This is a genomic window from Streptomyces sp. NPDC090045 (assembly GCF_044747975.1).
In the GTDB taxonomy this organism is placed as follows: domain Bacteria; phylum Actinomycetota; class Actinomycetes; order Streptomycetales; family Streptomycetaceae; genus Streptomyces.
Genome location: NZ_JBIVFA010000003.1, coordinates 252,335 through 274,551, shown reverse-complemented (window position 1 = coordinate 274,551; position 22,217 = coordinate 252,335). Strand labels below are relative to the sequence as shown.

The 22,217-nt window shown below is 74.5% G+C and carries 17 protein-coding genes; 6 read left to right on the top strand and 11 right to left on the bottom strand.

Going from position 1 to position 22,217, the window contains the following annotated elements; genetic code table 11:
* Positions 1–54 precede the first annotated feature (54 nt).
* From ACIPYQ_RS10210 to ACIPYQ_RS10175, 8 genes are all read right to left on the bottom strand, one after another.
* The gene (locus tag ACIPYQ_RS10210) at positions 55–1,188 is read right to left on the bottom strand and encodes a peptidase M50 (protein ID WP_401248343.1); all 1,134 of its coding nucleotides are present in this window, start codon (positions 1,186–1,188) and stop codon (positions 55–57) included.
* A complete protein-coding gene (locus ACIPYQ_RS10205; protein ID WP_401248340.1) occupies positions 1,185–2,315 on the bottom strand; it encodes a lantibiotic dehydratase C-terminal domain-containing protein in 1,131 nt (376 codons plus the stop codon). The genes ACIPYQ_RS10210 and ACIPYQ_RS10205 overlap by 4 nt, the downstream gene beginning before the upstream one ends.
* Positions 2,303–5,041 carry a lantibiotic dehydratase gene (locus tag ACIPYQ_RS10200; protein ID WP_401248337.1) on the bottom strand — a complete coding sequence of 913 codons (2,739 nt, stop codon included), beginning with the start codon at positions 5,039–5,041 and terminating at the stop codon, positions 2,303–2,305. The genes ACIPYQ_RS10205 and ACIPYQ_RS10200 overlap by 13 nt, the downstream gene beginning before the upstream one ends.
* Positions 5,042–5,054: 13 nt before the next feature.
* A complete protein-coding gene (locus ACIPYQ_RS10195; RefSeq protein ID WP_401248334.1) occupies positions 5,055–6,620 on the bottom strand; it encodes a SagB family peptide dehydrogenase in 1,566 nt (521 codons plus the stop codon).
* 44 nt (positions 6,621–6,664) lie between these two features.
* Complete coding sequence (locus tag ACIPYQ_RS10190) at positions 6,665–8,632, bottom strand: TOMM precursor leader peptide-binding protein (protein ID WP_401249336.1); 1,968 nt, start codon at positions 8,630–8,632, stop codon at positions 6,665–6,667.
* Positions 8,633–8,711: 79 nt separating this feature from the next.
* Positions 8,712–10,934, bottom strand: a complete 2,223-nt coding sequence (locus ACIPYQ_RS10185) for a TOMM precursor leader peptide-binding protein (protein ID WP_401248332.1) — start codon at positions 10,932–10,934, stop codon at positions 8,712–8,714.
* Between the two features lie 94 nt (positions 10,935–11,028).
* Complete coding sequence (locus ACIPYQ_RS10180) at positions 11,029–12,768, bottom strand: BTAD domain-containing putative transcriptional regulator (RefSeq protein ID WP_401248329.1); 1,740 nt, start codon at positions 12,766–12,768, stop codon at positions 11,029–11,031.
* Positions 12,769–13,195: 427 nt separating this feature from the next.
* On the bottom strand, positions 13,196–15,079 hold the full coding sequence (locus ACIPYQ_RS10175; protein WP_401248327.1) for a hypothetical protein: 1,884 nt from the start codon (positions 15,077–15,079) through the stop codon (positions 13,196–13,198).
* Positions 15,080–15,250: 171 nt separating this feature from the next.
* Here ACIPYQ_RS10175 and ACIPYQ_RS10170 point away from each other — a divergent pair, with 171 nt between their 5' ends.
* Positions 15,251–15,988: a ricin-type beta-trefoil lectin domain protein gene (locus ACIPYQ_RS10170; RefSeq protein WP_401248324.1), complete on the top strand. Its 738-nt coding sequence runs from the start codon at positions 15,251–15,253 to the stop codon at positions 15,986–15,988.
* 69 nt (positions 15,989–16,057) lie between these two features.
* On the opposite strand, the gene ACIPYQ_RS10165 is transcribed toward ACIPYQ_RS10170, so the two are convergent.
* Complete coding sequence (locus tag ACIPYQ_RS10165; RefSeq protein ID WP_361762900.1) at positions 16,058–16,462, bottom strand: hypothetical protein; 405 nt, start codon at positions 16,460–16,462, stop codon at positions 16,058–16,060.
* Positions 16,463–16,633: 171 nt separating this feature from the next.
* Here ACIPYQ_RS10165 and sigJ point away from each other — a divergent pair, with 171 nt between their 5' ends.
* A complete protein-coding gene (gene sigJ, locus ACIPYQ_RS10160) occupies positions 16,634–17,590 on the top strand; it encodes an RNA polymerase sigma factor SigJ (RefSeq protein WP_401248321.1) in 957 nt (318 codons plus the stop codon).
* Between the two features lie 41 nt (positions 17,591–17,631).
* Entirely contained in the window at positions 17,632–19,098 is a 1,467-nt protein-coding gene (locus tag ACIPYQ_RS10155) for a pentapeptide repeat-containing protein (RefSeq protein WP_401248318.1), read from the top strand.
* Between the two features lie 52 nt (positions 19,099–19,150).
* On the opposite strand, the gene ACIPYQ_RS10150 is transcribed toward ACIPYQ_RS10155, so the two are convergent.
* On the bottom strand, positions 19,151–19,564 hold the full coding sequence (locus tag ACIPYQ_RS10150) for a hypothetical protein (RefSeq protein ID WP_401248315.1): 414 nt from the start codon (positions 19,562–19,564) through the stop codon (positions 19,151–19,153).
* A 220-nt stretch (positions 19,565–19,784) separates the two neighbouring features.
* Between ACIPYQ_RS10150 and ACIPYQ_RS10145 the strand changes: the two genes are divergently transcribed.
* From ACIPYQ_RS10145 to ACIPYQ_RS10135, 3 genes are all read left to right on the top strand, one after another.
* Positions 19,785–20,000 (top strand): three-helix bundle dimerization domain-containing protein, encoded by a 216-nt coding sequence (locus tag ACIPYQ_RS10145; RefSeq protein WP_401248313.1) that lies wholly within the window; start codon positions 19,785–19,787, stop codon positions 19,998–20,000.
* Positions 20,001–20,238: 238 nt separating this feature from the next.
* Positions 20,239–20,976, top strand: a complete 738-nt coding sequence (locus ACIPYQ_RS10140; protein ID WP_401249333.1) for a VOC family protein — start codon at positions 20,239–20,241, stop codon at positions 20,974–20,976.
* Between the two features lie 106 nt (positions 20,977–21,082).
* Entirely contained in the window at positions 21,083–21,607 is a 525-nt protein-coding gene (locus ACIPYQ_RS10135) for a VOC family protein (RefSeq protein WP_401248310.1), read from the top strand.
* A gap of 39 nt (positions 21,608–21,646) precedes the next feature.
* Here the strand turns inward: ACIPYQ_RS10135 and ACIPYQ_RS10130 are convergent, their stop codons facing one another.
* Entirely contained in the window at positions 21,647–22,009 is a 363-nt protein-coding gene (locus ACIPYQ_RS10130; protein WP_362240646.1) for a transglycosylase family protein, read from the bottom strand.
* Between the last annotated feature and the right edge of the window lie 208 nt (positions 22,010–22,217).

Sequence of the window (22,217 nt, the reverse complement as noted above, 5' to 3'; positions counted from 1 at the left end):
CCTCTGTGTCGGTCGGGGGCTGTCGGGTCTGTCAGGTCTGTCGGGGTCTTGGGGTCAGGTGGTGACGGCGTACCAGACGGCTCCCGTGAGGCCGGCCGTCAGCAGCAGGACGAGCACGGCGGAACCGATGCCGTATCCGAGGTAGAGCCGGCGGGCTCGCGGCGGGTACGCGGCGGCGGCCGCCCGGTCGCGCATCCGCAGTCGCAGGTACCCCGAACTGGCGGGCGCCAGCCGTGTCACGCGCAGGCCGTGGCCGAGCATCGTGTAGCCGTCCAGCGGTGGCAGCGGGATCAGGTTGACGAGTGCCTGCGCGCTGCCGGCGAGCAGGAGGGCGGAGAGCACCCTCCGGGTGGGGTCCTCGCCCCCGGGCAGCGCCGCCCACCAGCCGAAGAACGGGAGCAGGAACAGCAGGTTGGCGAAGGCGCCCGCGGAGGCGACCGCCACCTGGTGCCGACGCCGTTCCAGGAAGCGGTAGTTGTCCACGGTGCAGTACATGATGGCGGCGGGCAGCCGCCACCGCAGCCCGATCTCGCCCACGGTGCCGCCGACATGGCGGGCCGCGACGCCGTGCGCGAACTCGTGCAGGGCCGTGCTCAGCCACATGAGGGTGGCCACTGCCGCCAGGGGTGCCGGATGGCGCAGCAACCAGCCGAAGGCGTCGGCGAGTTCACCGAAGGACGCCGCCAGTACGACCTCCATGGCGAGGCAGCCCAGCAGCAGGGGGACGAGCACCACGGGGTGCAGCAGCGGGCGCAGGGCGCGGTGCAGCCGGGCGGTGGTGGCGTCGGCGTCCGCGACCAGGCGCAGCGTCCCGCGGAGCAGCGTGCCCTGCAGTGGCTTGCCGGGCGGCGCGGGTGCGGTGGGCGGCGGGCCGCCCGCGAGCAGTCGGCGGGTGCCGAGCAGGGCCAGCAGCTGCTGCCAGTTGCCCTCGCCGAGCCGCCGCCCGAAGGCGTGTCCGTACGCGGTGCCGATCTCGGCCAGGGTGCGGGAGCCGTCCAGCCGCGAGACGAGGAAGAACTCCTTGGGGCCGATCTCGAACGAGGCTCCGGACACCGGGTCCTTGACCAGGTGGACGGTGGCCGGCCCGTCGAGCAGGGGCGCGGACAGCAGGACTTCGGGCCGCAGCGCGGGCCGGTGTTCCAGCAGTCCGGCCGGGCCCGGCGCGGGGGTGGGTGCGGGGCCGGTCACGGGGCGACCGCCGCGCCCTCGGTCCGGCCCTCGCCGGCGCTGTCGCCGACGCCGTCGCCGTCGCTCTCGCGCAGTACCCGGCCCAGCAGATGGGCCAGGTACGCCTCGTCGCGGATGGTGACGTGCAGCCGGTTGTTGGTCATGTGCATGTACGGGGACAGCAGCAGCGGCAGGGCCAGGGCGGGATCCGTCACCTGCTCGTCGCGGGTCCCGTCCCACGAGCGGAAGACCAGGTCCCCGGCGACGGCGAGCGCCTCGGCGCGCTCGCGCAGCTCCCGGCAGTGCTCCGCCCACCCGGCGAGGAAGGCCGGAAGCCTGCCGGTCTCCCCGGAGGCGAGCGCCTCGCGCACGGCGGTGAAGCGGCGGCCGAGCCCGGGCGCGGTCTGCCCGTAGGTCCGGTCGTACTCCTCGGAGCCGATGAATCCGGTGCCGGGAAAGGCCTGGTGCCAGAACTCGTAGTAGCGGTCGAGATATCCCGTGAGCTCCTCGCGCTCCGGCAGGAAGACGCCCGCCATGACCATCATCAGCTGGGCGGAGGTGCCGAGCAGGACGGTCCTCAGGTGCAGGTTCATGCGGTGCAGGGCGTCGATGACGAGATCGCTGGAGCGGGCGAAATGCCATTCGGCGAGTTCGACGCCGGCCGGGCCGCCGTACTTTCCGAATTCGGGCTCGTACGGTTCCCGGGAGAAGGAATTGTTCGGCCGCAGGTTCATCCGGCCGTCGGGGCCCATGAATGCGGCCCGGTCGCCCTCCGGGAACTCGATGTCGAACAGCGTGTTGTAGAACTCGTTGAGGAATCCGGAGTCGACTTCGTACAGGGCCGGCCGGGCCTTGAGGAACGCGGCGACGGCCTCCTCGGCGCGCCGGCGCACTTCGGGCCCGGCCTCGGGGGTGGCGGGCCGCAGTCTCAGTCGTACGTGCGGCCCCTCCAGCCAGTAGTTGATGAAGAAGTGCCCGGCGAGCAGCCCGTCGGCGGTGAGCCCGGCGATCAGCGGCCGGACGCACTGCACGAGCAGGGGCTGCGGGTTGGCGGCGTAGAAGATGTGCAGGGCCTGCCAGGCGCCGCGGGTCCCGGCGTGTGCTCCGACGTTTTCCGCGTCGGGTGTGGACGGGGTCAGCTCGGACATCGCGGGCCGCCTTCCTGGTCTCGGATGGTCGTGGTGAAGGTCTCGACGGCCAGTTCGGCGACGTGGGCGCCGCGCGCCGAGTGCACGTGCAGGCCGTCGGGGTCGGGGAGCATCTCGCGGAAGACGACCCGGTGCGCCGGATCGCGCAGCAGCGTCTCGAAGGCCGCGAGCGAGAGCAGGCTCGCGAAGTCCACGTACTGCGGTTTGGCCCCGGCGGCCGAGGGGCCTGCCGAGACGGTCGCGAACACCTGCTCCGGCAGGCGGTGGGCGCGGCGCCAGCGCTGCCAGTCGAGGAGGTGCGCGGCCTCCCCGGCCCCCTGGACGGGCAGGTCTCCCGCGGTGGTGGTCCAGCTGCGGCGGCTGAGCACCACGTCGCCGTGCACCACCCGGGGCCGGGAGGTCACGTGGTCGCGCGCCGGTCCCTCGGGTACGCCGGCCCACACGTCGAGCGGTGACATCGACGACGGGGACAGCAGCAGGAGCGTGCGCGGGATCGCGGGCAGCGCGAGCGGCACCAGGTAGCCGAGGTACACGGGGATCACCTGGCAGCCCAGCCGTCGCGAGCGCAGGACCACCCGCCCGGTCGCCGGCACGTGCTCGGCGTACAGGTCGTCGAGGTGGAGCCGGCGCTCGGGCGGGAGCGTGCCGCTCTCGCCGGGGCAGACGATCTCGTGGTCGGTCAGCCGGCCGTGGAGGTTGAGGTTGGTGGTGACCGGGCCTCCGGTGACCTCGGCGAGCACCGCGCCTGGCGGGGTGATCCGGCCCGCCGTGGCCCGCAGTTCCGCGGAGAAACCGTCGTCCGTCCCGCCCGGCCCGTCGTGTACGTGCGTGAACCGGCTGAAGGGGAAGGACAGTCCGCCGTACGAGCGGTTCAGCACGGTCAGCGGGGAGCCGTCGGCGGGATCGCGGGCGAGCTGGAGGTGGTGACAGCGGGGCGCGAAGTCCGGTGTCACCGCGCCGAGTTCGTCCGCGACCGCCGACAGGTCCGCCTCGCCGAGACGTACGACGCCCGTGCCGTCGTACGCCTCCCAGGCCTGCCGCATCCGGCCGGTGAACGCCCGGCGCGCCGCGTCCAGGGCCCGGATGCCCGGCAGGCCCAGCCAGTTCACCTCCGGCACGTACGCGCCGTCCTCGTCGAACGGCTTGCGGCGCGCGGTGAACGACAGGTACTGGTCGAAGAAGTCCTCGTGGAAGTCGTGCACCAACCCCAGCAGGTCCTCGCAGCGGCCCCCGGCGCCGTAGCGCGCGGTGAAGAACCCCTCGAAGGTGATCCGCTGGGCCAGCGTGAGGTCGAAGGCGGGCAGGATCCGCTCGACCGCGCGCAGCGCCGCCCAGTCCCGGGGCGGGCAGGGCAGCTCGCGGCCCGCGCTCACGTCCTCGTACAGCAGGGTCTGTGGCAGGGCCGCGTCCGGTGCGCCGAGCTCCTCCTGGACCCGGTGCAACCCGGTGCGCAGCACCCGGAGCAGCCCGGCCCGTTCCGCGTGCCCGGCCGTGGGGTAGGCGGCCAGGGCTGCCGCGGGTGCTTCGAGCAGGGCGGCGAGCCGGTCGGCCCAGGGCCGCTCCAGCGAGGTCAGCGACTGCTGGAAGGACCGCAGCGGGTCGCCGCTGTGCACCTCGGTGTCCAGGCAGGGCACGCGCACCATGCCGAGCTGGAGGAGGGCGCGGACGTACGCCTCGCAGTCGGTGGGGGCGGCGGTGTGCTCGGCGGCCAGCCAGTCGGCCAGCTCCTGGTACCGCAGCTCGGGGCGCTCGGCGAACAGGCCGAGGAGGCGGTCGAGGGTGCCGCTGCGGCGCAGGAAGAACAGCCGGTCCTTGACCGCGTCGAAGGTGACGGCGGCCGCGTCGTCGCCCGCGGTGACCGAGCGCCGCACGTACCGGATCCGGTCCTCCTCCCGGCCCCAGCCCGAGGCCGGGCGCAGCGGCAGGTCCCGGCGGCGGACGGGATCGGCCAGGATCAGCTCCGCGAGCCGGGCGAGGACGACGACGTTGAGGCGGACGTGGCTGGCCCATGCGTCGGCCACCCGCACGCCGCCGGCTGCTGCTGTACTGCCCGCGTCGGCCGCGTCCGTGAAGCGGCCGGTCGCCACCGCGGTGAAGGTGCTGAAGGGGCTGGTCTTGCAGGCCGTGCGGTACACGTACGACAGGACCGACCGCTCGGCCTTGCGGGCCCGCCCGGTCGGCACGCCCTCGGTGCGCGCGTAGCCGTCCAGCTGGCCTTCGAGCACCGGAGAGGCCAGCAGCAGGCCGAGCCGCAGCCGGTCGTCGGCCACCAGCTCCCGCAGCGCGGCCCGGTTGCGGGCCAGGTCCGCGGTGAGCAGCTGCGGGCCCTCGGCCAGCAGCTTGTCGAGCAGGCGGCGCCGGTGCAGCCAGCCGGCCAGCTGCTCGGCGGAGGCCTCGTCCACGGCCGCGACGGCCTCCACGGCCGTCTCCGTCGAGGCGTCCGGACGGGCCGGCAGCCGGCCGTTGTGGATCTGGCGGCGCAGCCGCAGCAGTGCGCGGCGCCGGAGCGCGCCCGGGCCGTCCGGAGCCGGGTCGGTGGCTCCGACGGCCGCGTGGAGCACGTCGCCGAGGCGCGCGGCGCCCTCGCTCAGTGCCGCCTCGGCGGTGAGGACGTCCTCGGCCCAGCGACGGGTGTCCGAGGCGCGCAGGGCGTCGACCGCGGCCAGCGGCAGCCCCGCGACCCGCAGCATGAAGCGGTCGCCCGCGTGCCACTCGGTGGAGTTCATGGTCCCGCTCCCTTCAGGCGATTTCGTGGCGGAAGTCGGCGGGCCGCGGGCGCTCGTGGCCCAGCAGCATGATCAGCAGGGGTGCCTCGTCGGTTCCGGTCAGCCCCAACTCCTCGATGTACGCGATGTTGTCGAAGCCGAGAGCGACGCCGGCGCCGAGGCCGAGGGCCGCGGCGGTGGTGTAGAAGGTCTGCGCGACGGCGCCGATGGTGCCGCCGACGAGGCGGTAGCCGCGGTCGCCCACGGTGTCCAGGACCGCCGTGGTGCGGACCGTCGGGACGAGCACCGCGCCGGCCTGTTCCAGGTTGTAGTTGGAGAGGAAGTAGGTGCGCTGGAGGAAGGGGCCCGGCGGGCCCGGTTTCACCAGGCGCAGGGTGTGCGCGGCGGGGTCGTAGGCGTACGCGCCGGGGGCGATGCCCTCGACGTGGTTGACGAACGCGTACAGCGAGGTGAGCGGGGGGCCGTCCGGGCGTTCGGCCTCCGTGCCGTAGCGGGTGGCCGCGCAGTCGGCCAGTGCGGCGGCGAACTGGCCGGCGGCGACCGGCCGGGAGGCGTCGAAGCGGCCGAAGCTGCTGCGGCGTTCGCGCAGGGCCCGCCCGGTGTCGGCCGGCGCCGCGGGGGGCGTCGGCAGCGGCAGCGGATCGGCGCCCCGCGGCGGGAACGCGGCGGCCCGGTCCAGCAGGCCAGCGGCCGGGCGGTCGGCGGCCCGCCCGGCGGTGGCCTCGTGGATGCGCAGCAGCGTCTCGAACACGAGGACCCGCCGGGAGCGTTCGACGTCCCGGTGGCGGACGGCCGCATCGGCCGTGACACCGCCTCCCCCGGCCGGCGGGGTGCCATCGCCCTCCCACGTCAACGGCACGACCGCGAAGACGCCCTCCTCCTCGGCCGCCACGCCCAGCAGCCGGGCCAGCCGCTCCTCGTCGAACCACAGCACCGGGTCGATCCGCAGCCCGTACTGCGCCGCCCACAGCCGCCAGGTCTGCACCAGGGCGCCCACGTCCATGCTCACGGCGTGGAAGGAGAAGCTGTTGTACTTGAACGCGTTCTGCCAGTACTTGACGCTGAGGACGAGGTACTGCGTGGCCTCCGCGGCCGCCCCCGCCCCGGGGCCGAGGGCCTCCCTGACCTGCCCGGTGACATCGCCCGTCAGCAGCCGCCGCAGCCCATGCTGGTGCGGCGCGTAGTGGTAGAGCCCCGGGGTCAGCGGCCCGCCCGGCCCGGCCGCCCAGTGGATGCCCACCGGGTAGAGCCCGCCGCCCGAGGCGGTGCCCCGCGACCAGTTGGCGTGCGTGTAGTGCGGCAGCGCGGCCAGGTCGGTGTTGGCCTGGACCGCGAGCCGCCGTCCGGTCAGCCCGTACGAGTCCCTGAGCAGCCCGGACAGCAGCGGCAGGGTGAAGCCCTCCGGGGCCCCCTGTGCCACCGCGTCCGGCAGCGCGGTCGGCAGCGGGATCGTTTCCGCGTCCGGGTGGAACTTGGCCTTGCGGGGCCGGTCGGCCCAGTCGGGCACGAAGTCGGCGGGCTCCATCGGTACCCGGCCGCGGTGCATGATCGCGTGGGCGTAGACATGGGCGTAGCCCATGGGTCCTCCTACGTTCGGGTGGGACGCCGGTGGCGGCGGCCGGGTCAGGGGAAGGGGTGGGGGGCCGGGTTCAGGTCGCCGGGCTCCAGCGCGCGCTCGCGCAGCCCGGCGGTGAACAGGGCCGTCCGCATCCGCGGCATGCCGAGGGCCCGCTGCCGGGACCACCCGAAGTCGATGGGGAGCAGCCCGGGGACGAGCACGCTCACGGTGTGCAGGCCGAGGGTCCGCTGCTCGGGCATCGTCTGGTCGACGACCACGACGTCGAAGCCCTCGGCCGTCACCGCCGACACGCACCGCTCCAGATCCGTGCGCACGTCCTCGGACGCGGCGGAGCCCCGTGCGTCGGGCCACCGCAGCTCGGCCACCGTTCGCGGGCGCTCCTGCTCCCGGCCGGGCGGGCGCAGCAGGAAGTCCGCGTGCCGGCCCATCTCCGGGATCCCGTACACGAGCGGATGGTCGTGCAGCGCCGTGACCAGGCCGAAGTCGGCCGCCATGGCGCGCAGCCGGGCCTCGTCGCGCTCGGTGCGCCCGGGCAGGTTGACGGCGTCCGTGGCGATCTCGCAGAGCGCCGAGTCCAGGGCGGACTCGGGGTCGAGACCGGCTCCCGCCCCGAAGCACATCCGGCCGGGGCCGCCGTCGAACCGCTCGGCCACCGCCGTCACGACGGGGATCGGGAAGGTGATCCGGGTGTCGAAGAACCGGGCCCGGTAGCCGTACATCGCCAGCCGGTCGACCATCGCGCGGGTCGACGGCCGGGAGCTGCTCGCCGGGTCGATCTCGGGGAGCGGCTGCTGCCCGTACCAGGTGAGCAGGAAGGCGTCGCGTTCCACGACCTCCATCAGCCCGAAGTAGACGGCCTCGGCCGTACTGCCGCCGGAGGCGCAGCCGTTGGAGCTCTCCTGTACGAACCGGTTCTCCAGGCCGGGCGCGTGATAGTACGTCAGGATCTCGGGCACCAGGCGGGGCACCCGGTCGCGCAGCGACCAGCCCCACACCCAGGCGATCTCCCGGTCCGGGTCGAAGGGCCGCACGCGCGGGTTCTCCCGGTGGAAGGCCTCGCTGTACAGCCCCACCTGCCGCGGGTCGACCGCGTCGGCCCCGAACCGGTTCAGCGAGCCGGTGACGCTCGTGGTCCGCGCCCGCGCCCGCATCCCGGCGTAGCGCTCCAGCCCCTCCAGCACCCCCACGTGCGCGCTGCGCGCGAAGGAGTCGGTGTGGCCGCCCCAGAACGTCTCGCGCAGGTACGCGCCCGAGCGCATCGAGAAGCAGCCGATGGTCGCGGAGGTGGAGGTGGAGGAGACGTCCTGGACGAGGGAGGGTCCCAGCGCGCCGCACAGCGGGTTCGCGAAGGCCGCCACGTCGATGCCGTACGACTCGACGGGGCGGGTACGGAAGACCCCGGGCCGGTACTTCGGCGCGGGCGCCAGCTCCGGCACGGCCCCTTCGGCGGTGTCCTCCCCCGGCGCGGCGCACGCCGGGCACTCGGGGTCGGGGACCAGCGGGTACCTGCGGACGCAGCCGGTCCGCAGATCCAGCAGCCGGACCTCGGGAAAGACTCCCGGGGTCGGGGGTCCGGGCCGCGGCCCGGCGGTCGCCGCGATCAGGGCGGCCAGCGCGTCGGCGGCGAAGGGATGCGCGTACGGCGAGTCTCCGGCGGCCCGCGTGCCGCCGCCGAGTTCCAGGGCGTCGCGGAGCGCGACGGACCGTACCGCCTGCCAGCGGCGTTCCAGACACCGGGCACAGCCCCCGGGCTGCCCGAGGACCGCCTGGTGGCCGTACAGGTGCACGGGGACGGCCGCGTCGTCCTCCGCCGCGGGGGCGGGCCGGGTGAAGGCGTCGCCGAACCCGAGGGCGGCCAGCGTCACCCGCGGACCGTCGAGCAGGCCGAGGGCGCGTTCCAGCAGCGCGGTGAAGCGGGCCGCCGCGTCCGGGCCGAGGGCGTCGGCGACCTCGGGACCGACGGTCAGCCGGCCGGCGGCCCGCGGGGACGTGTGCAGCGGATCGGCGGTCAGCGGGTCCCTGGCCAGCGGACCGGCGGTCAGTGGATCGGTGGTCAGTGGTTCAGTGGTCGGCGGATCGGTGGTCAGTGGATCAGTGGTCATCGCCCGGCTCCTGCGCGGCGGTGGTGAGCAGGACTCTGGCGGTGTGCAGTCCGGCCGAGGCCAGGTCCGCGGCCCCGGTGGGGACGGCGTAGGCGTCACGGCCCGTCGCCCGCAGCCGGTCCAGCACCTCGGACCAGTCGGCGGCCTCCCCGCCGCCGACGGGCCGGGCGTCGGCGGACACCGTGAGCGTGCGCGCGTCGAGGTCCCGCAGCAGCGGATCGCCGGTGTCGGCCGGTCCGCCGGGCGCGGCGTCGTCCCGCTCGTACTGCACGGCGCCCAGCAGCTCCCGCAGCGCGGCCACCACGGCCGCCTGCCGGTCCAGGTGCGCGCCCACGGCCCAGCGCTCCCCCGCCCGCGCGAGCAGCACCTGCACCCCGGAGCGTCCGCCCTCGCCGAGGTCCAGCAGCTCGATGGGCAGCCCCAGGCGCTCCGCCGACCGTACGAGGAAGGCGAGTTCGGCATCGGGCGTCTCGTCCGTCAGCGGTACGGGCGCGGCCGCGGCCCCGCGCACCGCCCGCAGCAGGGCGTCGTGGGCCAGGGCGGACAGCAGGCCCGCGGCGGCCGCGTCGGCGGGCGAGGGGCCGGCGCCGGCGCCGGCCCGGGTGCGCTCGAAGAGCCGGTCGCCGTTGTGCGGCCCGAAGGGGCGGACCGCACCCGCGGGAACCAGCGCGGGCTCCTTCGTGACGAGCGAGACGGCCTGCTGCCAGGCGCCGGCCGTGCCGGGCAGACCGGAGGCGACGGTCAGCGAGCCCTCCGCGACCGCCCCTTCGGCCCGGGCCACGACACCGTGGGCGGGGACGACGTGCTCGGCGTAGACCACGGCCGCGGCGTCCAGCGCGCGCATCCGCGCCCCGGCGACGTGGTGGACGTCGAAGGCTGCGATCGACCGGGGGCCGGCGTGGCCGATGCCCAGTTCCACCACGCTGAGCTTGAGGGGGAGCTGGGTGAGCGGCTCGTCCGCGTAGCGCGTGAACACGCCGGTGCACGGACGGACGAGTGCGGAGCGCCGGTTCAACTCCTCGACCAGGGCGTCCGCTTCGCGCGCGGTCTCCAGGGTGGGCAGGGCGGGCGCGCCGGTGGTGCCTGCCGCGGAAAGGTCCACGGGCGCCACGGCCGCGCGCGCCGCCTCCTCGTCCGGCGTGCAGAACGGGCACCGCGGGTGGGCGAGGAGCGGCTCCGCCGTGACGTCCAGCGAGGCCATGTCCTGCACGATCACCTGGCCCGCGGTCTCGGCGGGCAGGGCTCCCGAGGTGGTGCGGAAGACCTCGTACCCCAGGAGGTTGCCGATCATCGCGGCCAGCGGCCGCCCCGGCTCCGGTCCGGCCGCCGCGGGTCCGCCGGGCAGGGCCAGTGCGCTCCACAGCTCGGCCGCGGCGGCGGTGTCGCGGCCCGCGGCGGCGCCGAGCCGGAGCGCGGCGCAGGTCCAGCAGCCGGGGGTGCCGGAGGCCATGAGGGGGCCGATCACGGCGTCGGAGCCGTAGGACCAGGCCGGCAGGAGGGTGCGGCCGGCCGGGATCCCGGCGCGCAGCAGCGGCAGCAGCCGGGCGGGGGCGCTCCGGCCGCCGGTGACCACCACGAGGTCGTAGTCGGCCAGTTCGGACCAGGTGGGTTCCCGGCCGGCGGCCGGGAGCAGCGTGCGGATCTCGACCGGGCAGCCGTCGGCGACGGCTTCCGCGGCCTCCTCGTCGAGCGCCGAGGTGTCGAGGCCCGGCAGGACGCCGACGGCCGCGCAGCCGTTGCGTATCAGGCTCGACGCGCACCAGCGGGCCACGTCGTCCTCGCCGAGCACGGCCACCCGGGTCTCCCGGAAGCGCAGGAACCGTGCCTCGGCGTCGTCGGCGTAGTGGTCGGCGTAGGCGATCTGCGGGGCGTACCGGCGGGCCACGTCCGGAGCGGGCACCGCCTGCCCGGCCGCGGGTGCGGCGGGGGTGGTGACGGGCCGGGCGAAGTCCCGTTCGTACAGGGTCCGCACGAGGTCGCCGACCATCGTCCGCTGCGCCTCGCCGAGGCCCCGGCACAGGTCGGCGACCGAGTGCTCGCCGGTGAGGTGGGGGACGATCAGCGTCGCGAAGCGGTACGCGGACTTGGCCGTGAGGCGGAAACCGCCGTCCGCGTTGTGGAACAGCACGCCGTCCGGCGTCTCGGTGAACAGCACGTCCCGGCGGATCCGGGGACGGGTCGCGGCAACGGCTTGGTAGCTGGCGTGAGCCATGGGGGCACCCCTGAGTGCGGTCTGGGCGGGATCGTCGAGGGAGGGAGGGTGAGGCGGGGAGAGGGGAGGTGCGGGCGGGGCCGGTGGGTTCGGGTCAGCGGGGTGCGGCAACGGCAGCGGCCGTGGGTGCCGCGGGGGCGGGCGACTTGCGCATGCGGACGTGCCAACGCGCGTAGATGCGGAGGAAGTCGTGGAGGCGGTACGGGCCGGGCGGTCCGTCCTCCAACAGCCCGGCCTCCACGAGCTGTTCGAGTACGGATTCGCTCTCCTCGGCCGACGGGTCGTCGTCCGCGGAGCGTGCGCCCAGCCGGAGGAACGCCTCCCGCAGCTCCGGGGCCAGCCCGTCGAGCGCCTGCCCCAGCACCTCGGGCACCGAGAGCCGGGCGTCCTCCGCGAGGGCCAGCCGCGCGGGGGGATCCTCCGCGAGCCAGGCCGCGCCGTCCGCGACCGACAGGCCGGGCCGGGTGAGCAGCCGTCCCGCGGCGATGCGCAGGGCGAGCGGGAAGTGCCCGCACACGGTGGCCAGTCGCCGGGCGGCGGCCGGCTCGGCCGCGATCCGCTCGGCGCCCACGAGCCCGGCGAGGAGCCCGTACGCCTCGGCGGGCCGCAGCACGTCGAGCCGGTGCACCGCGCCGCCGTGCGTGGCGACGACCGCCGCGAGGCCGCGCCTGCTGGTCACGAGGACGGACGCGTCCCCCGCCGCGGGCAACAGGGGCAGTACCTGCCAGGCGCCGGCCGCACCGTCCAGGACGATCAGCCGCCGCCCGGCGCCGGGCTCGGGCAGCAGGCGGGACGCCTCCTCGACGGCGACCGCGGTCCCGTCCGGCCGGGCCAGCCGGACGGTGAACACCCCGCCGGGGAAGGCCTCCCGCACCTCGTACGCGGTCTGGTGGGCCAGCGCCGACTTGCCGATGCCGGGCGCCCCCGAGACGACGACCAGGCGTGGCCCGTCGGCCGCGGTGAGCCGTGCGGCCATGGCCGTACGGTCGCTCTCGCGCCCGGCGAAGGCCGGTACGGGGAGCACCGCCGGGCCCGGCCGTGCGGTGGCTGCCGCTCCGGCGGTCAGCGCGGGGGCCTCGGCCGTGGTCACCGCGCGCGGGGGCTCCGGCGGGGCGGGTGCCAGGTCCTCGGCGCGCAGGATGGCGAGTTCCAGTCGCCGCAGCCCCGGGCCCGGGTCGATGCCCAGTTCGTCGCGCAGCCGGTCGCGCACCGTGCGGCACTCGGCGAGCGCCTCGGCCTGCCGCCCGGTGCGGTAGAGGGCCTCGACGAGCTGCTCGGTGAAGCGTTCGCGCACCGGGTGCCGGCGTGCGCTCTCGTACAGGTCGACGAGGACCTGGTGGCAGTTGCCGGCGGCCAGTTCGAGGTCGCAGACCCGTTCCAGGACCCGTAGCCGCTCCTGTTCGAGCGCGGGCACCGCGTCCTGCTGGAGCATGCGCGAGGCCACGTTGGCGAGCGGCTGCCCGCGCCAGAGCGACAGCGCCTCCCTGAGCCGGTAGAGCTCCTCCCCCGGGCCGGCCGCCGACGCGGCCTGGGCCGTGAGCGTGCGGAACAGCACGAGATCGAGGGTCTCGGTGTCGTTGTGCATCCGGTATCCGCCGGGAACGGCCTCTATGGTGGTCGCGGATATCCCGTACTTGGCGAATAGCCGGCGCAGCCGGAGGACACATGTCTGCAGTGCGGCGCGGGCCGTGGCGGGCGGTTCTTCGTCCCATACGGCGCGCAGCAGGTAGGTGGTCGACACGACGACGCCCGGATGCAGCAGAAGTGCGGCGAGAAGACTGGTCGGCTTGGACGGTTTGAGAACGACGGTTTCGGGGCCGTGCGCAATGCTCAAAGGCCCCAAAAGCTGGAACCGGATGATTGATCCCCCGTGTCGGGACACGCATTCCCCCTGTAGGGAGCGCGGCGGGGGCGGTGGTCTGCCGGTTCTCCGGGGCCCGTCACACTCCGGAAATAGTCCGGACCAAGGCCTCAGTTGCCGTCCGCCCCCGTTGGGCGGTGAATAAGTGGAACACTACATAACGGATCTTGTGGAAGTCGAGCCGCGGGATGGCCCATTTCGCACCCGTCGGCTTTTTCTCCCTTCTCCGTAACCTGGGCGCTTCGAGGAGTTACCGCCGGTTCGCCAAAGCCGTTCATCCGTAAACGAATTACTGCGGCGGCGCCATCCAAGCACGATGCCGTGATCCAATTAAGGTACATATTCCGCCACTGATATGGCCGGTCCTCACCCCCGTCCCAGGGACCGGCCACGCGTCTCGTCATCCGGTACGGACCGGCAGCCGGGCCGCCACGAGAGCGAGCCCGCGCCGCAGTCTGCGGAAGTAGGTGGCCCGGCTCAGGTGCAGTCGCCGGGCCACCTGATGGTGCGTCCGGGACCGGCCGAGGTAGTACGCCTGGAGGATCGCCCCCGCCTCCGCGTCGGCCGGGGCCTCGGCCGCGGCCAGCTCCGCCACCGCGTCCCGCAGCCAGACCCGCAGCCCGGCGGGCGACCCGATCCCGGGACGGTCCAGCAGCGGGCTGCGCGCCAGCTCCGCGGGATCGCCGAGGCGGGCCAGCGCCCGCGCCACCAGCACCGGTACGTCGTGCACGGGTGCGTCCGGCCCGGACGTCTCCCGTCCCCCGGGCCCCTCGGCCGGCCGGCCCGCCCCGGGCGGCGTCAGTGCGCCCATCCACCCCGGCAGTCCGGCCGCGCCGAAGTCGTGGCTGTAGACCTCGGGCCGGCGCCCGCACCGGTAGACGTCGTCGCGGATGCCGCCGTGCGGCCGGAAGCTCAGGGTGTGCAGCAGCGCCTGGTAGTCCGGGCTGGCGGTGGACACCACCAGGTGCCCGGCCCGTACGGCCTGCCCGAGGATGTCCCGCAGGATCTGCGCGTGCACCACCGGATCCGCACCGTACGCGGCCCCGAGGAACAGCCCGCCGGAGCCGGTGCCGCCGAGCAGGTCCGCCGCGTGCTGCTGGAGCAGGGGCTCGATCCCCGCCTCCGTGTCCGCGCCGACCGGCAGCAGCGCGGCGAGCCCGACCGGCCGGCCCTCCCGGTCCCGGGCCAGCCGGAACGCGGCGGGGCCGTCGTCGAGCCAGCGCTCCACGATCCGCTCGGAGCGCCGCACGTCGAAGCCGCCCCGCACCGCCCACCGGTGCATCAGCCGGCCGATGTCGTCGGCCTCGCCGGCCAGGGCGGGCCCGATCCGCGAGAACTCCTCGGCCGGCGGGAAGAGGGTGGTCCGCAGCAACGGGTCCCCCGTCAGGAACAGCCCCTCCTCCACCAGTCCGGCCCGCTCCTGCGGACCCGGCGGCCGCTCGGCGAGCAGCGCCCGCCGGTAGCCCGCCGCACGCGTGCGCACCTCCTCGTACGCCTGGGGGCGGCGCCACCGGTACGCCGTCTCGAACAGGCTGCGGTACGGCTCCAGGACGGTCAGCCCGAGCCGCTCCCGGCGTACCAGGCTCAGCCCCGCCAGGGTCTCGAACAGCTGGGGCCCGCCGGCCAGCAGCCGCTCGTCCCCGGTCCGTACGGTCGCCAGGAGGCGCAGCGCGTGGCGCCAGCGCTGCCCGGGGCGTTCGCGCCCGAGCCGCTCCAGCACCTCGCCGGCCATCCGGTCGGCGACCGCCCCGGGCGCGTCGGGGGCGATCCCCAGGTGCAGGGCACGGCAGGCGAGATCCGCGAGCAGAGGTACCCCGCCGGCCAGCCGGACCACGAGGGCCACGGCCTCCGGGTCGGTGACGCCCGCCGCCCGGGCCCGGGCCTCGACGGCCGCCGCGGGCCGGGGGCCCAGCGCGACGGTCACCGGGGCCCGCTCGCCCCAGTCGGCGGCCGCCCGCAGCGGGAGCCTGCTCACCAGGAGCACGGGCCTGAGCAGACCGGACGGGGCCGGCCCGGGTACACCGCCGGCCGGGTCCAGTGCCGCCGCGACCGCCACGGCCCGGCCGGGCCCGTCCACGCTGTCGACGAGCAGCAGACCGCCCGGCTGCGCGGCGAGCTCCCGCACCCCTGCGAGGCCGCCGTCCGCGGCGAGGTCGACGGCCGCCGCGACGGGCAGCCGCCGGGCCAGCCGGCTCTTCCCGCTGCCCAGCCCGCCGGTCAGGTTGACCAGGGCGTGCGTGTCCACGGCGGCCCGCAGCCGGGCGAGATCATCGGTGGTCTCCACGGTCCCGGAACGATACCCAGGGTGATCACTTCGCGTCACGGCCGGAACAGGACGTTCGGCGGCCGGAGTTGATACCTCGGTGAGACTTCGCGGCGGCGTCCCGTGGCTAGGGTCGTGACCACCGCGGGCCCGGCGGTTCCCCCGTTCCGTCCCCTTGTGAAAGGACCCCTCGTGAAGTTGGCTCGATGGCTGTCGACCACGGCCGCGACCTTCCTGGCCGCCGCGACGCTCGTCGCCGGACCGGCGGCCGCCTCGGCGACGGCAGCCCCCGCCGCGACCGCCGCCGCGGCGTCGGCCCCCACCGCACCCAAGTACTTCCTGGGCGCCGGCTACGGCCCGCTCAACATCGCCACCGACGCCGCCTGGAACAGTGCGTACGCCCAGGCCACGCAGGAGGGCTACCCGGCGGGCAACTGCTCCCGCTCGGCGGGTCCCGTGGCCGCCCCGGTCGGCAACGGCGGCTACTACCAGGTGAGTCTGGAGATCTACTGCGTCCCGCCGCCGCCCCCCGGCTCCGGGCAGATCGTCGGTGTGCACTCCGGCAAGTGCATGGACGTGAAGGGCGCCAAGACCGCCGACGGCACCCCGATCCAGCTCTACGACTGCAACGGCACCCCGGCGCAGCTGTGGAAGCTGGAGGCCGACGGCACGGTCCGCGCGCTCGGCAAGTGTCTCGACGTGCAGTACGCGAAGACCGAGAACGGCTCCCTCCTCGGCCTCAACAGCTGCCACCAGGGCACCAACCAGAAGTGGGAGCAGCTGCCCGGCGGCCTGCTGCGCAGCGTCCACTCCGGCAAGTGCCTCGACGCCCTGGGCTGGGCCACCGGCAACGGCGCCCGCCTCGGCATCTGGGACTGCGCCCCGAGCCACACCAACCAGCAGTGGCGCGGCTCCGCCCTGGGCACCTGACGGTCCCCGCCCCGTACGCCGGCGCCCTGCCCGATCCCCGCGGGCAGGGTGCCGGCGCGTCCGTGGCCGCTACGCCCGCCCGCCGGCGCGTTCCTGCAGGCGGGCGGAGAGCACCCGGCCCAGGTCCAGCATGCTCAGGCCGAACATCAGGATGCCCAGGGGGACATGGAGCGACGGCATGTGCGCGATGCCCAGCACCACCTGCACCGATGCGAGGACGAGGAAGCCGGACGCGTACAGGATGGGGCGGGGCGAGCCGCCGCCCGGCCGCCAGGCGAGGACCGCGGCGAGCACGTACAGCATCGTTGCGCCGTACATCACGCGTGAGCCGACGTCGTGCAGTGTCGCGCCGAACGACGAGGACAGCAGGAGTCCGGCGGTTGCCGCCTGGAAGAAGATCGCCAAGGTCTGCAGGGCGATCGAAACCTGCGTGAACGTGATTCTGCCCTGTACTGCCGTCGTCTGTGTGGCCATGACGCGGCCCCCCTCATCTGCCTCGCGGCGGTGGATCGGTAGTGTCTCGTCAGTCCGACGACACAGGGCCGCGAAATGTGAGGCGAGGTGCGGAACTCGTTGTCCGGCGCGGTGTTTCGTCGACGTGTGAGAGCCGAAGCGGACGAGAAGAACCAGGGAGCGGTCGCAACCATGAGCACCCCATCCGAGGCAGGGCACGACCGGTCCGAGCCGGGTCTCAGCGCGGTCGTCGACGAGCGGCGGCAGCTGATCAACCTCGCCTACCGGATGCTCGGTTCCCTGGCCGAGGCCGAGGACGCCGTACAGGAGACCTACACCCGCTGGTACGCGATGTCGCGGCAGCAGCAGGAGGCCATCGAGTCGCCCGGCGCCTGGCTGACGACGGTGGCCAGCCGCATCTGCCTGGACGTGCTCGGCTCGGCACGGGCCCGGCGCGAACGCTACGTCGGCGCATGGATACCCGAGCCGCTGCCCGACCGCACCGAGTGGTTCAGCGGACGGTCGGCAGGCGGCAGCGCCGAACCGGCCGATCCCGCCGACCGGATCACCCTGGACGAGTCGGTGAACATGGCCTTCCTCGTCGTACTGGAGTCGATGACGCCGGCCGAACGCGTGGCGTTCATCCTGCACGACGTCTTCCGCTACCCCTTCGCCGAAGTCGCCGAGATCGTCGGCCGGACGCCCGCGGCCTGCCGCCAACTCGCCTCCTCGGCCCGCCGGCGCGTTCACGCCGCGCGGACTCCGGTCGTACCCGCGGCCGGACAGGCCGTCCTGGTACGGGACTTCAAGCAGGCGTGGGAGGCCAAGGACATCAAGGCACTCGTCGACCTCCTCGACCCCGACGCCACGATGACCGCCGACGGCGGCGGCCTGGTCGGCACCGTCCTGCGCCCGGTCGTCGGCAGCGCGCGCATCGCCGAGTACCTGATCCACATCTCCGACAAGGCACCCGGGCTGACCCTCCTGGAACGCACGGTCAACGGCCGGCCCGGCCTGGTCGCCCAGCACTCCGGCACCACCGTCACCGTGGCGGCGTTCAGCCTGGCCGGCAACCGCATCACCCGCATCTGGGCCGTCCGCAACCCGGAAAAGCTCCGCACCTGGACCGAGCACGCGCAGGAGGACTGAGGTCGGTTGACAGGCCGAACAGGGCAGGTCAGAGTCCTCGCGTGAGCGAGATCGACAACCTGTCCCCGGCCGAGGCACGTGTGTGGCGGGCCTATCCGCGCGGCGAGTCCGTGGACTTCCGCACCGCGGGGGACGAGGATCCGCCGGCCGGCGACGCCTGGGGCCCCGAACGGACCGTACGGGCGTCCGTACTGCGGAGGCTGCTGGTCGCGGCCCCGCAGGAGGAGGGGGAGATCGCCGCGCTCGTCGTCACGGGAGCGCGAGTCGTCGGCGTACTGGACCTGAGGCACGCCGCGATCGACGTTTCCGTCCGGCTGGACCACTGCCGGTTCGACGACGTACCCGACCTGTACGGCGCCCAGTTGCGCGAACTCGACCTGAGCGGGTCCGTCCTGCCGGGCCTCACCTCGGCGAACCTGCGCGTCGAAAGCGCGCTGCGGATGACGGACTGTCACATGCGGGGGCCGGTGCGGCTCAGCGGGGCGCAGATCTCCGGGGCGCTGCACCTGGAGCGGGCGCGGTTCACGGCGGCGGACGACTCCGAGCCGGTGCTGCAGCTCAACCAGGCCGCGATCGGGGCGGACATCTGGGCGCCGGAGATGTGCGCGCACGGACAGGTACGGCTCACCGGCGCGTCCGTCGCGGGACGGATCAACCTGCAGGACGCGGAGTTCAACACGCCCGGCGGCACCGCGCTGGACGCGCAGAACCTCGACGTCGGAGCCCACGTACGCGCACGGCGCATGCGCGCGCGGGGTCGGGTCGAGCTCCGTGGCTCGCGCATCACGAGCCGTCTCGACCTGCTCCACGCCGACCTGTCGCATCCGGGCGACACGGCTCTGCGGGCCAGCAGTTGCGTCATCGGTGAGCTCTGGCTGGGCGAGGGCAACCGCGTCGAGGGCGCGCTGAATCTGCGGCGGTCCCAGATAGAGATCCTGAGCCTCGCCCCGGAGGTGCTCCCGGACCAGGTGCTCCTCGGCAGTCTCACGTACACCGTGCTCTCCCCGCACGAGCCTGCCGGGCGCCGTCTTCCGATGCTCGAACGCGGCGGCGGCCCGTACGAGCCCCACCTCTACGAGCAGCTGACGGCCGCGTACCGGCACGTCGGGGACGATGACGCGGCCCGGCTCGTCCAGCTCGCCAAGCAGCGCCGCCGGCGCGCCACGCTCCCGTGGTACGGACGGCTGTGGGGCTACGTTCAGGACGCCGTCGTCGGCTACGGCTTCCGCCCGTTGCGCGCGGCCGTCTGGCTGCTGTCCCTCCTGGCCCTCGGCTCGCTCGCCTACGGTCTGGACCAGCCCGCTCCCATCAAGGCGGGCGAGGCCCCCCGCTTCAACGCCGTGTTCTACACCCTCGATCTGCTCCTGCCGGTCATCAGCTTCGGCCAGGAGACGGCGTTCGCCCCGGTCGGCCGGCACCAGTGGCTGTCGTACGCCCTGATCATCGCCGGCTGGGTGCTGGCCACCACCATCCTCACGGGCGTGACCCGCACCGTGAGCCGCCAGTGAAGTCCCCGGCCGGCACGGGGTCTTCGAGCCCGGTCCCCCGGGCGCCGTCGGGTCAGGGCATCTGATCGGGGTCGCAGCTGGCCCGGCGCAGTCCGATCGTGCGCAGGGCCCGCATCAGGGCGTCGGCGTCCCCCTCGCGCACGACGTGGACGGCTCCCTCGACCTCGAGACCGGATACCGCACGGGGCACACGGGCGGCGGCCGTCCGCAGCACCACACCGCTCGGCGGGTCCAGGGTGCGCACCCCGTGGAAGACGCGGAGGACGGCCGGGTCCGCGTCGAGCCGGTCGAGCCCGGCGGGCAGGGACATGACCGTGATGTCGGGGAGCAGGACGCGGGCGTGCGCGAGCGCCACTGCGGGATCGTGGGCATGCGACACGACGCGGAAGTGCGGGTTGCGCTGAATGCCCGAACGCAGCAGCTCAAGCTGCTCGCCGTCGGGCACGCCGACCACCAACACCGTCATCACCTGTTCCATCCTGCGCTCCGGCCCGCCGCGGGGCGACCGGGGCGGGCCGGGGTGGGCCGGGGCGCCCTCCGGCCCGGTGCCGGGGCCGCGCGGCGGGTTCCGGCCGCCGAGGGCCCCCGACGGCCGCGCAGAGCGGCGGAAGATCGACTTCCCGGCCGGGGGCCGCTCCGCGAGACTGGGGGAAGCGGTCCCCGACGAAAATAGGGTGAGGTGCTCGATGACGGAGTCGGAGGATGCCCTTGCCATCCGTCATGTCGCCGAGCGGCTGATGAAGGAGCACCCTCAACTGGACGCCGGGCTGGTGCACAGCTCGGTACAGACGGCGTACGAAGAGCTCAGGTACGCACGCGTACGCACCTACCTGCCCGTCCTGATGGAGCGCAGGGCCAAGGACCTGCTGCCCCCCGAAGAGCATCCCGGACGCGAGACCTGACGGCCTCCGGAAGCACGTCGATCTTCAGAGGATCGGACGAAGAACCGCGTCCGCCCGTCCCGGATGGCGTACGGCGCGCGCCACGCCTGCCGGCTCCGTCCGTACGGCGGCTCACGGCCCGGCGCCGTGCCCGGGTCTACCGTGGAAGGGTCCCGGTCCCCCTGAGCGGCAGATGAGGCGGGCAGCTGTGTCGACGTCGAGCCACGAGATCTTCGGTGCCCCGTGCTGGGTCAGCCTGCTGGCCCGGGACCTCGGCTCCGCCCAGCGGTTCTACAGCGCCGTGCTCGACTGGGAATTCCGTCCCACGCACCTGGGGCACGGCATCATGGTCGCCTTCCGCGACGGGGCTCCCGTCGCCGGTGTCGGCGCCCTGGGCGGGAGCGCCGGCGCGCCGGTGGTGTGGACGCCGTACTTCGCCGTCGACGACGCCGACGTGACCGCCGCACGGATCCGCGAACGCGGCGCCACCATGGCCGTCGGCCCCCTGGCCTTCGGCACCGGACGAGCCGCCCTGGCGGCGGACCCCGCGGGGGCCGTCTTCGGCTTCTGGCAGGGCGAGGTCGTCCCCGACTGGTCCGTCGGCCGGGGGAGCGCTCCGGCCTGGCTGGAACTGCGGACCCGCGACGCGTTCGCCGCGGCCATCTTCTACGGGGAGGTCCTCGACTGGGGCAGCGAACGGCCGGCCTGCTGCACGGTCTCCTACGAGCACGCCCACGTCGTCCTGCGCCACGGCCACGACACGGTCGCCCGCATCAGCGGCGGCGCCCTCGAAGCGGCCCCCGATCCCGAGGTGCGCCCCCGTTGGCACGTCCACTTCCGCGTGCCGGACCTCGAGAGCGCGGTCGAGGCCGCCACCCGGCAGGGCGGCAGGACCGCCTCCCCCGTACAGACCTCCAGTACGAGCCGGTGGATCGTCCTCGCCGATCCCGACGGGGCGCTCTTCACCGTGGTGGCACCCCAGGACCCGCCGGCCTGACCCGGACAGCCGTGCAGCCGTGCGGCCGGCGCTTCTAGGACGGAACCTGACCTGGTTCGCTCGTACTGTCGTCGCGTCAGCACGTACCGGCAGAGAGGACGGCCCGATGAAGCACACCGCGCCCGAGGGCTACACCAGCGTCGCACCGTGGGTCGTCACCGACGACACCGGCGCGCTGCTCGACTTCATCACCGCGGCCTTCGACGGCGAGGAGCTCGCCCAGGTGCCGCTCGAGGACGGCACCATCGGCCACGGCGAGATCCGCGTCGGCGACACGGTCGTCCTGGCCTTCGACCGCAGGCCCGACTGGCCCGTGATGCCCGCGCTGCTGCGCCTCTACGTCCCCGATGCCGACGCCGCCATGGCCGCCGCCGTGGCGCACGGGGCGACGGTGGTCACCGAGGCCATCGACAGTGCGTGGGGGGACCGGGGCGGCCGGGTGCGCGACCCGTTCGGCAACATCTGGTGGGTGACGAGCCGGGTCGAGGAGGTCGCACCGGACCGGGCCTGGCAGCGGATGTCCCAGCCGCGGTACGCCGAGTCGATGCGCATCGCCCAGGAGACCCTTGACGCCGAGCTCAGCGGCCGGGAGTCCGGGGTGGCCAGCGCCCCGCGCCCCCCGGCCCCCTGATCCCCGTCGGCGCCGCTCCTCACGTCGGGGCCTGGGCCTTCAGCGGCGGCGTGCGCAGGTCCAGGCCCCCATGCCCTGGATCTTGGCGAGTCTGCGCGCCGTCGCGATCTGCTCCGACTTCGTGGCGAGGTCGGCGCGCGGTGCGTACTTGCGGCCGCCCGCCGCCTTCCAGCTGGACTGGGTGAACTGCAATCCGCCGTAGTGGCCGTTGCCGGTGTTCGCCCGCCAGTTCCCGCCGGATTCACACCGGGCGATGGCGTTCCAGTCAGGGTTCGGTTTGGAGTGGACAGCGGCGGCATGAGCTCCGGAAACGTCCAACAGGGCCACGGTCAACATGACGGCGGAGGCCAGCAGTTGGCCGATCACGCTCCGGCTTCGCCGGTCCTTCCGGTGGAGCGACATCAGTCCTCCTCAGCTGTTGGGCGGACCTGCCCCGCACACAGCGGGCGGGCCCACGTACGACCCCCGTCGGGCCGTGGCCACAGCACAGCACGGAGCGACGCCCTTCCCACGGCACTTGCGGCCTGCGAAGGCGTGAAGCCACCCGAACGGCCGCTCCCCACCCCCTCCCACCACAGCCCGGACCCCCGCGGCACGGCGCGCCGCGCGC